Origin of the sequence: Thiemannella venezuelensis, assembly GCF_014203605.1 — a bacterium.
In the GTDB taxonomy this organism is placed as follows: domain Bacteria; phylum Actinomycetota; class Actinomycetes; order Streptosporangiales; family Streptosporangiaceae; genus Planomonospora_A; species Planomonospora_A venezuelensis.
Genome location: NZ_JACHJJ010000036.1, coordinates 50,368 through 62,323 on the forward strand (window position 1 = coordinate 50,368; position 11,956 = coordinate 62,323).

9 protein-coding genes are annotated in these 11,956 nt (G+C 74.1%); 5 read left to right on the forward strand and 4 right to left on the reverse strand.

Going from position 1 to position 11,956, the window contains the following annotated elements; translation table 11 throughout:
- Positions 1–136: 136 nt before the first annotated feature.
- The 3 genes from FHS22_RS34420 to FHS22_RS34430 all read right to left on the reverse strand — a co-directional run bounded on the left by FHS22_RS34420 (position 137) and on the right by FHS22_RS34430 (position 3,663).
- Positions 137–1,108 carry an N-acetylglucosamine kinase gene (locus FHS22_RS34420; RefSeq protein ID WP_184948383.1) on the reverse strand — a complete coding sequence of 324 codons (972 nt, stop codon included), beginning with the start codon at positions 1,106–1,108 and terminating at the stop codon, positions 137–139.
- Positions 1,105–2,364, reverse strand: a complete 1,260-nt coding sequence (locus FHS22_RS34425) for a 6-phospho-beta-glucosidase (protein WP_184948384.1) — start codon at positions 2,362–2,364, stop codon at positions 1,105–1,107. Before FHS22_RS34425 ends, FHS22_RS34420 begins: the two co-directional genes overlap by 4 nt.
- Positions 2,365–2,433: 69 nt before the next feature.
- Complete coding sequence (locus tag FHS22_RS34430) at positions 2,434–3,663, reverse strand: ROK family transcriptional regulator (protein ID WP_184948385.1); 1,230 nt, start codon at positions 3,661–3,663, stop codon at positions 2,434–2,436.
- A 334-nt stretch (positions 3,664–3,997) separates the two neighbouring features.
- Between FHS22_RS34430 and FHS22_RS34435 the strand changes: the two genes are divergently transcribed.
- The 4 genes from FHS22_RS34435 (at position 3,998) to FHS22_RS34450 (ending at position 9,866) form a co-directional block, all read left to right on the forward strand.
- Entirely contained in the window at positions 3,998–6,205 is a 2,208-nt protein-coding gene (locus FHS22_RS34435) for a HelD family protein (protein WP_338048083.1), read from the forward strand.
- Between the two features lie 488 nt (positions 6,206–6,693).
- Complete coding sequence (lnt, locus tag FHS22_RS34440) at positions 6,694–8,388, forward strand: apolipoprotein N-acyltransferase (RefSeq protein ID WP_338048084.1); 1,695 nt, start codon at positions 6,694–6,696, stop codon at positions 8,386–8,388.
- Positions 8,388–9,131, forward strand: coding sequence for a polyprenol monophosphomannose synthase (locus FHS22_RS34445; protein WP_184948386.1), 744 nt, complete (start codon positions 8,388–8,390; stop codon positions 9,129–9,131). Before lnt ends, FHS22_RS34445 begins: the two co-directional genes overlap by 1 nt.
- Before the next feature lie 159 nt (positions 9,132–9,290).
- Positions 9,291–9,866 carry an FxsA family protein gene (locus tag FHS22_RS34450; RefSeq protein ID WP_184948387.1) on the forward strand — a complete coding sequence of 192 codons (576 nt, stop codon included), beginning with the start codon at positions 9,291–9,293 and terminating at the stop codon, positions 9,864–9,866.
- A gap of 97 nt (positions 9,867–9,963) precedes the next feature.
- Here the strand turns inward: FHS22_RS34450 and FHS22_RS34455 are convergent, their stop codons facing one another.
- Positions 9,964–10,407 carry an SRPBCC family protein gene (locus FHS22_RS34455; RefSeq protein WP_338048085.1) on the reverse strand — a complete coding sequence of 148 codons (444 nt, stop codon included), beginning with the start codon at positions 10,405–10,407 and terminating at the stop codon, positions 9,964–9,966.
- A 505-nt stretch (positions 10,408–10,912) separates the two neighbouring features.
- Here FHS22_RS34455 and FHS22_RS34460 point away from each other — a divergent pair.
- The gene (locus FHS22_RS34460) at positions 10,913–11,638 is read left to right on the forward strand and encodes a Crp/Fnr family transcriptional regulator (protein WP_184948389.1); all 726 of its coding nucleotides are present in this window, start codon (positions 10,913–10,915) and stop codon (positions 11,636–11,638) included.
- The last annotated feature ends 318 nt before the right edge of the window (positions 11,639–11,956 follow it).

The window sequence follows — 11,956 nt, forward strand, 5'->3', positions numbered from 1 at the left end:
AGGAAAGTTGCTGCCGCGAGAAAGCCCTCAGCTTCCTCGGCACGGGGCCGATAACCGCCCGCTCCGCCGGGCGCCGGGGATGCCGGACCGGAGCCCGGCATCCCCGGCGCGGGCTCACGCCGCGGTCACGCCACGGTCACGCCATGGTGCGGAAACCGGCCCGCAGGCGGGCCTCGGCCTCCCCGCCCGCGCCCAGGGCGTCCAGGCCGAGGAGGGCCGCGCCCACGATCGGCGGGACGTCGGCGACGACCAGCTTGGCCTGCGGGGCCCGCTCGGCGAAGCGCTCCTCGATCATCCCGGTGAGCAGCGGGTCGCGGGCGGTCAGCACGCCGCCGCCCAGGACCACCTCGATCGGGCTGCCGAGCAGGTCCAGGCGGCGCAGGGCGACCACCGCGAGCACCGTGACCTCCTCGGCCATGCGCGCCACCAGGGAGCGCGCCACCTCGTCGCCCGCGGCGGCGGCCGACATCAGCACCGGCACCAGTTCGTGCAGCCGGGCGTAGGGCAGGTCACCGAAGTGCAGGCCGAGGGAGACCTCCTCGACGGTGCGGGCGCCGAAGTGCTCGCGCACCGCGGCCTCCAGCGCGGTGGCCTGGCCGCGGCCGTCCTCGGCGCGCACGGCGTGCCAGAGCGCCTCCTCGCCCAGGCCCATGCCGCCGCCCCAGTCGCCGGTGATCTTCCCGAGCGCGGGGAAGCGGGCGACCTCGCCGGTGGGGGAGACCCCGACCGCGTTGATCCCCGCCCCGCAGACCACGGCGATCCCGGACGGGCCGGACGCCCCGGAGCGCAGCAGCGCGAAGGTGTCGTTGCCGACGACCGCCTCCCGGCCGTAGCGCCGGTCGAGGATCTCGTCGCGGAGCGTCTCCTCCTCGACCGGCAGGTCCGCCCCGGCCACGTAGGCGGCCACGTGGTCGGCGTACGGCGCGGCCGCCTCCGGGCCGAGCATCCGCCGCACGGTCTCGCCGATCACGTCGACCGCGGCGCCCGCGCCCGTGCTCTGCGGCTGGAAGGCCGCGCCCCGGCCGGTGGCGAGGACGGAACCGTCCTCGCCGACCAGCGCGACGTCGGTCTTGCTGTTGCCGCCGTCGACGGCCAGGACCGTCCTCACTCGCCGGCCCAGGGCAGGTGCCTGCGGTTGGCCTCGATCAGGCGCCCGGCCAGGTCGCCGGCGAGGGCGGCCTGCCCGACGAGCGGGTGGGCCAGCAGCGCGTCGGCGACCCGGTCCGCGCCGCCGTGCAGCGCGGCGCGGAGCGCCAGCGTCTCGTAGGCGGTGACGTGCGCGATGAGCCCGGCGTACAGCGGCTCGACCTCGGGAACGGCCAGCGGCACGGCCCCGGCGGCGGTGATCCGCGCGGGCACCTCGACGACCGCGTCGTCGGCCAGGAACGGCAGGGCGCCGCCGTTGCGGAGGTTGACCACCTGGGTGTCGCCCCGGTCGCCGAGCAGCGAGGCGATCAGCGCCACCGCGGCCTCGGAGTAGAACGCGCCGCCGCGCTTCTCCAGGAGCGCGGGCTTGGTGTTCACCGACGGGTCGGCGTACAGCTCCAGGAGCTCGGCCTCCATCGCCGCGACCTCGGCCGCCCGCGACGGCTTGGCCCTCTGCTCCTCCACCACGAGGTCGTGGGCGTAGAAGTAGCGCAGGTAGTAGGAGGGGACCGCGCCCAGGCGGCGGATCAGGTCCGCCGGCAGGCCGATGTCGTCGGCGATCTCCCCGCCGTGCGACTCCAGCAGCGCGGGCAGCACGTCCTCGCCGTCGAGATAGACGGCCCGCTCCCAGGTCAGGTGGTTGAGCCCGACGTGGCCCAGCGAGATCCGCTCGGGCGCGACGCCCAGCTTGGCGGCGAAGCGGCGCTGGAAGCCGATCGCCACGTTGCACAGGCCGATGGCCCGGTGCCCGGCGTCCAGCAGCGCCCTGGTGACGATGCCCACCGGGTTGGTGAAGTCGACGATCCACGCGCCGGGCGCGTGCTCGCGGACCTTCTCGGCGATGTCCAGCACCACCGGGACCGTGCGCAGCGCCTTGGCCAGGCCGCCCGCGCCGGTCGTCTCCTGGCCGACGCAGCCGCACTCCAGCGGGAGCGTCTCGTCGACGTCGCGGGCCGCCTGGCCGCCGACGCGCAACTGCAGCAGCACGGCCCGCGCCCCGGCGACCCCCTCTTCCACCGAGGCGGTCGCGACGACCTTCGCCGGGTGCCCGGCGTGCGCCAGCATCCGGCGGGCCATGCCCGCGACCAGGTCGAGCCGGCGGGCGTCCGGGTCGACCAGCGCGATCTCGGTGAGCGGCAGCTCGTCCCGGAGCCGCGCGAACCCGTCGATCAGCTCGGGTGTGTACGTCGAGCCGCCCCCGACAACGGTGAGTTTCAACTTCTCGCTCCTGTGAGCCTCTGGGCCTCGAAGGGCCGGTATCTGCTTCCGCGCGGGAGACCGGGAGGGTCAGACGGGAAGGGTGGAGCCGAAGACCTCGTCCCGGGTGGTGCGCAGGGCGAGGTCCAGCGCGCCGGCGAGGACGGGGTTGCCCTCGACGGCCGAGAGCAGCAGCGGCGGCCGCGGGATGGTGAGCGCGTGCAGTTCCTCCTCGACGAGGGCGCGCAGGGTCTCGCCGCCGGCCAGGAAGGTCCCCCCGGTCAGCACGACGATCTCGGGGTCGACGACCGCGGTGACGGCGGCCAGCCCGACGGCCAGCCGGGCGGCGACGTCGCGGAGCCCGGCCCCGGCCTCGGCGGCCCGTTCGCCGCCGCCCTCCGCGGTCCGCACGGCCTCGCGCACGGCCTGCGGGAGGGTGCCGGCGCGCACGCCGTACGACCTGAGGACCCGGAGCACGGCACGGCCGCCGGTGAGGGCCTGGTAGCCGTGGTCGGCGTAGCGCCCGGTCTCGCGGGCGGTGGGCGCGCCCGGGGCGGGCATGTAGCCGATCTCGCCCGCGCCGCCGGTCGCGCCCCGGTGCAGCCGGCCGCCGAGCACCAGCGCCGAGCCGAGGCCCTCGCCTGCCCAGAGCAGCACGAAGTCCTGCCGGCCCCGGGCCACGCCGTGCACCTGCTCGGCCTGGGCGACCAGGTTGACGTTGTTCTCCACGGCGACCGGCACGCCCAGGCGGTCACCGAGCCGGGCCACCAGGCCGGGGCCGAGCCAGCCGGGCAGTTCTGCGGCGGTGGCGTAGCCGATCCGGCCGGTGCCGGGGTCCATCGCCCCCTGCACGCCGATGACCACGCGCCGCAGGCCGGCGGGGGCGCCTGCGCCGTCGAGGGCGGCGCGGACCTGCCCCGCCACGTCCTCCGCCACGTCCTCCGCCGCGGCTCCGGCCGCGCCGCCGGAGGGCGCGGCCAGGGGCAGCCGGTACTCACCGGTGACCGCGCCGGTGATGTCGGCGACCCGGGCGTCGATGTGCGACGGGGTGACGTCCAGCGCCGCGACGTAGGCGACGGCCGGGTTGAGCCGGTAAACCTCGGCCGTACGGCCCGGCAGTCCCTCGCGGACGCCGTCCAGCACGACGAGGCCCGCCTCCTGGAGGCGGGTGAGGAGCTGGGAGGCGGTGGGTTTGGACAGGCCGGTCAGGCTGCCGATCTCGGGGCGGGTCAGCGGCCCGCGCTCCAGGAAGGCCTGGAGCGCGGCGCGGTCGTTGATCGCGCGGAGCAGGCTGGGGGTGCCCGGTGTCGGCTGTGTCACAGCCCCTCCTGATCCGTCCGTCCTTACAGTTAGGAAAGTTTCCTAATTCACGACGAATCTAGGGATCCCGGGACGATGCCGTCAAGCGGGGAAGGGGCGCCGCAACCAACCTGTGATGGCGGGACGGGGAGGAGGGGAATGCGGACGGCTCAACGGACCTGCTAGGGTGATGGTTTGTCACAACAACCAGCACAATCAGCCAGCTCAGCACATTAGCTAATTTAGCCCGGAGTACCCCATTACTATCAACGATAATGGAACGACGGCACCCCGTCAAATCGAGCTCGCCAGGGAGCAGGAGTACGTCACCTCCCTCTACGAGCGGCTCGACCTGTTGCGTGACCGCACCCAGCGACAGCTCGACGGAGTGCTGGCCCAGGGCGGGGGCGGCACCCACCAGAACCGCTCGGAGCGCGACACCTTCGCCGGAATGTACGCCGAGCGGCTGGCCCGGCTCTGGGCGGTGGAGAACAGCCTGTGCTTCGGGCGACTCGACAACGCCGACCACACCTCTCTCTACATCGGGCGCATCGGCCTGGCCGACGACGAGCAGCGGCGGCTGCTGATCGACTGGCGGGCCCCGGTGGCGCAGCCCTTCTACCGCGCCACCCCCGCCGCCCCGATGGGCGTCACCCGCCGCCGCCACCTGCAGACCAAGGGCCGCACCGTGATCGGCGTCGACGACGACCTGCTCGACCTCGACGGCCTCACCGACGAGGACGTGGCCACGCTCAACGGCGAGGCCGCCCTGCTGGCCTCCATCGGCGCCCGCCGCACCGGCAGGATGCGCGACATCGTGGCCACCATCCAGGCCGAGCAGGACCGCATCATCCGCTCCGACCTGTCCGGCGTGCTGGTCGTGCAGGGCGGTCCCGGCACCGGCAAGACCGTGGTCGCCCTGCACCGGGCCGCCTACCTGCTCTACACCCACCGCGAGAAGCTGGCCCGCCGGGGCGTGCTCATCCTCGGCCCCAACCTGACCTTCCTGCGCTACATCGAGCAGGTCCTGCCCTCCCTGGGCGAGACCGACGTGCTGCTGTCCACCGTCGGCGAGCTGTACCCGGGCGTCACCCCCGCGGTCAGGGAGCGGCCCGAGACGGCCGCGCTCAAGGGCGACGAGCGGATGGCCCAGGTGGTGGCGCGGGCCGTGCGGGAGCGCCAGCGCGTGCCCCGCAAGCCCATCGACATCAAACTGGACCGTTACACCCTCCGCCTCGACGGGCGCACCCTGGACGCCGCGCGCAACCGGGCCGCCCGCTCGCGCAGGACCCACAACGAGGCCCGCGCGGTCTTCGTCCGGCACCTGCTCAACGCGCTCGCCCGGCAGGCCGCCAAGCAGCTCGGCAAGGGCATGATCGACGACGACGAGCTGGCCGACCTCCGCGAGGACCTGCGCACCGAGCAGCCGGTCAAGGCCGCGCTGAACCGCCTCTGGCCCTACACCACGCCCCAGCAGCTGCTCATCGGGCTGTTCACCTCCCGCGAGCGGCTCGACTACGCCGCCGCGGAGCTGAGCGCGGCCGAGCGCGAACTGCTGCTGCGCGAGCCGCCCCGCAAGGGCGGGGACTGGTGGGCCGAGTCCGACGTGCCGCTGCTGGACGAGGCCGCCGAACTGCTCGGAGACATCGACCCCGCGGTGCTGCGGGCCGGGGCGTGGATGGCCGAGGAGGAGCAGGCCGCCGCCCGCGCCGCCGAGCAGGAGGAGGGGCGGGCCCAGCTCGCCTACGCCAAGGAGGTGCTGGAGCTGACCGGCCTGTCCGACATCATGGACGCCGAGAAGTTCGCCGCGCGCCATCTGGGCGACGAGTTCTACCTCACCACCGCCGAGCGGGCCGCCGGCGACCGCACCTGGGCCTTCGGCCACGTCATCGTGGACGAGGCGCAGGAGCTCTCGCCGATGGACTGGCGGATGGTCATGCGCCGCTGCCCCACCCGGTCGATGACGATCGTCGGCGACCTGGCGCAGACCGCGGCCCCGGCCGGGGCGCGCTCCTGGGGCCAGGTGCTCGACCCCTACGTGGCCGGGCGCTGGCGCGCCGAGAGCCTCACCGTCAACTACCGCACCCCCGCCGAGCTGATGGCCGTGGCCGCCGCGGTCCTCCCGCTGGTCGGCCCCGGGCTGAGCGCGCCGTCCTCGGTCCGGGAGACCGGCGAGCGCCCCTGGTCCGCCTCCCCGGTCGAGGCGCTCGTGCCCGCGGTGCGGGCCGGGGTCGCCGAGGGCGGGCGCCTGGCCGTGCTCGTCCCCGAGTCCTTCAAGGACGAGCTGGGCGCGGCGGTGGCCGCCGCGGTCCCCGGGGCGGTCTCCGGGCCCGGTACGGCCGCGCTGGACGCCTCCGCGGCGGTCCTGAGCGTCGCCGACGCCAAGGGGCTGGAGTTCGACACGGTCATCGTGGTGGAACCGGCCCTGATCCTGGACGAGTCCCCACGGGGGGCGAGCGACCTTTACGTCGCCCTGACCCGCGCCACCCAGCGCCTCGGTGTGATCCACACCACGGCTTTGCCCGAACCGCTCGCCCGGCTTGAGCGACGCCGGATCGCATGAGAGCATTGGAAGCTCTCGTCGATCATGTCCTAGCTGCGGAAACCCGGCGTTTCCGCAGGTGGTGACGGGGTTGACATCTGGACCGGTGTCGGTAGTTTGCTGCCCAGTCCAGCACGGGACTGCCGGCTGGCCGTCCCCGGCATCGCCGGTTCCTGCGTCCGCGGCGGAGCACCGCTCCGCCCGTACAGCCAGGTGCAGAACCGGAGGTCCGCCGGGTCGGGGCACCCCAGCCGGGCGGGGGATTGGACCCAGGAGGGGTCTGGACACCCAGTAGACAACGGCACTCCGCGCCCGCCGCCGACGGGACGGAAGCCGGTCCGAAGGGTTCGTCCGGACCCTTTTCCCGTTCCCGTGCCGCGCCGCAGGTGCCGGGGTGGTCTCCAGGGCATCCGTCCGCTCTGGAGACCACCCCGTTGCCGTTTTCGGTGCGGGTCCGCGGGGCGGTAGCGTTCGGGTGAGCCCGCCCGCCATCGCAAGGAGCCCCGCCCGTGGTCCAGGAGAAGACGGCTCCCCCCATGGGGGACGGACCGGTGGGGAACGGACCGGCGGCGGAGCCCGCGGGCGTCTCCGGGCCGGGCGGCGCCCCCCGGCGCGACGCCCTCGTCAGGGCGGCGGCCGCCGCGGCCGGAGGTCTGCTGCTCTATCTCGCCTTCCCCCCGCTCGGCCTGTGGTTCCTCGCCCCGCCCGGCGCGGCCCTCGCCCTCCTGGCGGTGTACGGCTCCCGCCCCCGCCGCGCCGCCTGGCTCGGCGCCGTCACCGGGCTCGGCCTCCTCCTGCCCGGCCTGCACTGGGTCAGCCCGATCGGCACGGACGCCTGGCTGGGCCTGGTCGCCATCGAGAGCCTCTTCTACGCGGCGTGGGCCGCCGGGGCCGCGCTGGTCGTCCGGCTGCCCCTGTGGCCGCTGTGGAGCGCCGCGCTCTGGACGGCGATGGAGTGGGCCCGGGGCGCCTTCCCCTTCGGCGGGTTCCCCTGGGTGCGGGTCGCCTTCAGCCAGGGCGAGTCGGTCTTCACCCCGTACGCCGCGCTCGGCGGGGCCCCCCTGGTGGGCTTCGCGACCGTGCTCTGCGGCGGGCTCATCGCCCTCGCCGCCTCGCGGACGCCCCCGCTCGCCGCCGTCCGGCCGCCCGCCTCCGGCGGCGTGCGGGCGCCGCAGGATCCGCCCCGGTGGGGGCGGGCGCTGGCCCTGCCGCTGGCCGGGGCGCTGGCCGTACCGGCCGCCGCCTTCGCGGTGCCCCGCCCGGGCGACGAGGGCAGGACCGTGGCCGTCGGGGTCATCCAGGGCAACGTGCCCGGCCGCGGCATGCACCCGCTGGGGGACGAGCCCGCCGTGGTCCTGCGCAACCACACCACCAAGCTCCACGAGATGGCGCGGGCCGTACGGGAGGGCAGGATGCCCAGGCCGGACGTCGTCGTGCTGCCGGAGAACTCCACCGACATCGACCCCTACCGCAGCGACCTCGCCCGCCGGGAGATCGACGCGGCGGTCAAGGACATCGGGGTGCCCGTCCTGGTCGGCGCCGTGGTCGGGATCGGGGAGAGCAACCGCGCCACCCGCAGCCTGGTCTGGGACCCGGTGACCGGCCCCGGCGCCTACTACGACAAGCAGAAACTGGTGCCGTTCGGGGAGTTCACCCCGATGAAGGAGCTCGTGCTCGCCCTGTTCGAGCGGGCCGGGCTGGTCGGCAAGCAGTCGGTGCCCGGCACCCGCGACGGCGACCTGGAGCTGGGGCCGGTGACCGTCGGGGCGGTCAACTGCTACGAGGTCGCCTTCGACGGCGTCGTGCGCGGCACCGCCAGGGCCGGCGGGAGCCCGCTGGTGGTGCAGACCAACAACGCCACCTACGCGCTGACCAACCTGCCGGCCCAGCAGCTCGCCATGTCCCGGTTGCGCGCCGTGGAGCACAACCGCGCGGTGGTCACCGCGGCGATCACCGGCATCTCCGCCTCCGTGACCCCGGAGGGGGAGGTGGTCTGGCAGACCCGCGAGCTGGTCCCCGACATGGCGGTGCTGACCGTCCCGGTCCGCACCGCGACCACGGTGGCCACCAGGGTTGGCGCGCTGCCCGAGCAGGCCTTGATACTGGTGGGTACACTCGCGCTGGGCGCGGTCCCGGTGCTCCGGAAGCGCGGCCCCGCGCCCTCCGCGAACCGAGAAGGTGGTCAGCAGGTGGGAGACGCGTGATGGAGCGGATGCTGGGCCGGGTGCTCGTCATCGTCCCGACGTACAACGAGCGGGAGAACCTGCCGGCGATCGTCGAGCGGGTGCGCGCGGCGGTCCCCGAGGCCCACCTGCTGGTCGCCGACGACAACAGCCCCGACGGCACCGGCGAGATCGCCGACAGGCTCGCGGAGCGGGACGACCACGTGCACGTGCTCCACCGGCCGGGCAAGCAGGGTCTGGGCGCCGCCTACATCGCGGGCTTCCGCTGGGGCCTGGCCGAGGGCTACGACGTCCTCGTGGAGATGGACGCCGACGGCTCCCACCAGCCGGAGGAACTGCCCAAGCTGCTCCGGGCGCTGTCCGGCGGGGCCGACCTGGCGATCGGCTCGCGCTACGTCCCCGGCGGCAAGGTGGTCAACTGGCCGCACTCCCGGGAGTTCCTGTCGCGCGGCGCCAACGTCTACACCCGGATGATGCTGGGCGTGCCGGTCCGCGACGCCACCGCGGGCTTCCGCGCCTACCGGGCCTCCACCCTGGAGAAGATCGGCCTGGACGACGTCGACTCGCAGGGCTACTGCTTCCAGGTGGACCTGACCCTGCGCACGGTCCGGCACGGCCTGCGCGTGGCCGAGGTGCCCATCACCTTCGTGGAGCGCACGGTCGGCGCCAGCAAGATGAGCCGGAGCGTCATCACCGAGGCCCTGTGGCGGGTCACGGTGTGGGGGGTCACCGGCCTGCCCCGGCGGCTGAGCCGTACGCGCTGAGCCTCTCCGGGCACGCGCCGGCGGCCTCCGGGCGTCCCGTGTCCACGCCGGGAGAGAACACGCGGCGGGACGGCGCCGGGCGGAACGCGGCGGCGCCCGCGGACGTTGTCACTGTCGTACGGCGTCACTGTCGTACGGCTTCCGCCTAGCGAGGAAACGATGCGCCTTCTCCTGTTCCTGGCCTTCCTGGTGGTCCCGATCCTGGAGATCTGGGCCCTGATCCAGGTCGGCCAGATCATCGGCGGTCCGCTCACGGTCGCGCTGCTGCTCGCCGACAGCCTTCTCGGCGCCTGGATCGTCCGCCGCGAGGGCCGCCGGGCCTGGCAGAGCCTGCAGGCGGCGCTGGGCGGCGGCCGGATGCCCGACCGGGAGCTCGCCGACGGCGCGATGATCGTCGCGGGTGGCGCGCTGCTGCTCACCCCCGGCTTCTTCACCGACATCGCCGGCTTCCTGCTCGTGCTGCCGTTCACCCGGCCGCTGATGCGCAGGCTCGGCTCCTGGTTCCTCGCCCGGCGGGTCCGGACCCTGACCGGGGCCGGGGGAGGACCCGGCCTGGGTGCGCGTTCCGGCGCGGCGGGTGCGGCCGGGCCGCCCTTCGACCCCTTCGAGGCGTTCGGTGCGGCCGCCCGCGCGCGGCCCGGCGGCTCCGGTCCGGTCATCCACGGTGAGGTCATCCGCGACGACTCCGCCGGCCGGGCCACCCGCGAGCCCGGCCGGGACATCCCGGAGACCTGAGTCCGTCCTCGGCCGGGCCCGGCTCGCCACGGTGTCCGAGCCGGCGACCGCGCCCCTCGCACCCGCCGCATCCGTGGTCGGCCGCGGCCGGTCGCAGTCAGTCCGCGCTGAGGTCGGCCAGGCGGCGCAGGGAGAGCCGCAGCAGCGCCTCGCCGACCGGCCGGAGCAGCCGCCAGCCGGTCCGCCCGGCCGGGCCGAACGGCAGGTCGAGCTCCTCCTCCCAGACGATCGTGCTGCCTCCGCCCTGCCGTGGCAGCACCCGGAAGACACCGGTGCCGCGCACCAGCCGTCCGGTGTGGCGGACCGCCACCGCCGTCGGCGGGTCCCATCCGACGATCTCCATCGTGTCCAGGAACCCGATCGGCCCCACCCCGGTGAAGGCCGCCAGCCCGCTCCCGGCGCTGCGGCCGTCACCGGCCGTGACGCGGGCGCGGGTCAGCACCATCCACTCGTCGTGCCGGGGCCAGTCGGTCAGCACGGCGAACACCCGTGCCGGGCTGGCCTCCGCCTCCACCGAGACGCTGATGCGGGTATGGGTCACGCCCGCATCATTTCCCGTAGGACGGCAGGCGAAGCAGGACGCGTACCGTTCGCATCCGGCCACGGACCGCCGCTGCCCCGGGCGGCCGGCCCGCGTCGGCGCCGGCCGGCGTCCACGATCCACGCGGCCGTGACGTCGACCTGATTGTCCGCATCGCCGCATATGATCATTTAATGAAGTCATCGATGAGATCGATATAAAACGGTGTCAGGTGACCGGTTCCTGCATTCGAGGGCGAATTCTGTTGGATGCGACAGGCGGCCGTATGGAGGCCTCAGGCGGGAAGGCAACAGAAAATCGCCCGGCGGAGGACTCTCCAGGATGATCCCCTGGCCGGTTTTCCTCGGATCTCGACGTCGCAGAGTAACGTTGGGCCGACCGGGTGGCGATGAATAGGGGGAATGCGTCGGCGATTTGCCGCTGAGAATGGCTGGGCGGGTGCGTCCGGGCGGTGCTCGCGGATCGCCGAGGGCCGGACGCACGATCTCGGCACCGGGGAGCCCATGTGCTGGACAAGCAGCGGACGAGTGACGGGGAACAGTGGGCGGCGGGGACTCTCCTCACCCGGCTGAGCCCGGACGCCACCGCGGAGCTGCTCTCGCTGGCTCCCCCGCGCCGGATCCCCGCGGGGACCGTGCTGCTCCATCAAGGTGACGCCTCCGCCCGCCACGCCTTCGTCATCCGGCGAGTGCGGCCGCACGGGACGGCCTGCGTCAAGATCACCGCGCGCCTCGCCAACGGAGCCGAGAGCATGCTGGGCATCAGGCTGTGCGGGGACGTCATCGGCGAGCTCGCCGCCGTGCACGGCGGGCCCCGGTCGGCGACGGCGACCACGTGCTCCGAGGTGGTGGTGCACGCGGTCCAGGGTGAGGACTTCGTCGCCTTCCTCAACCGGCACCCGGAGGGATGGGCCGCGCTGAGCGGCATGATCGCCGATCAGCTGGAGTGGGCCAACCAGCGGCGGCTTGACTTCACCGGCTATCCGGTGCCCGTCCGGCTGGCGCGAGTGCTGCTCTCGCTCGCCGAACGTCATGGGAGAGTCGCGCCTGATGGCCTGACGCCGGGCGTCACGCTCTCGCATGACGAGCTCGGCATGCTGATCGGCGCCGGCCGGGACGCGATCGGGCAGGCGGTGGCCAAGCTGAAGCGAATGAATCTGATCCGGGCCTCCTACCGGACCGTGGTCATCGGCGACCTTGAGGGGCTCCGTGATTTCGCGGAAGGGGCGTGAGCGTCCGGGGAGGGCCGGCCTGCCGTGGGGGCGGTGCCGCATGCGCGCTGTGACCGCCCCGGTCCGGCGCCGCGGCACCGCTGAGGATCGATCTTCCGCCGGGTGCCTCTCCCGGCGCTGAGGCTGCGTGCCGCCGGACCGGAATCGGCGCCGCGGCACGCCGGCCTGTCGAGAGATCGCCGCCCTGTCCAGCTGCCATCCCGTATCTCCCGAATGCGTGATTACTGACCTTTAATTCGTGATGTTCTCCGATCATGTGATCCTCCAGGGTTCTGGCGGTACGTCCAGGTCATGCGGTACGCACAAGGCGGCGGGCTG

Bases quoted from the DNA above. Each gene is read 5' to 3' on its own strand.
- FHS22_RS34445 (WP_184948386.1), top strand. From the start codon at position 8,388: ATGGAGCGGATGCTGGGCCGGGTGCTCGTCATCGTCCCGACGTACAAC.
- FHS22_RS34450 (WP_184948387.1), top strand. From the start codon at position 9,291: ATGCGCCTTCTCCTGTTCCTGGCCTTCCTGGTGGTCCCGATCCTGGAG.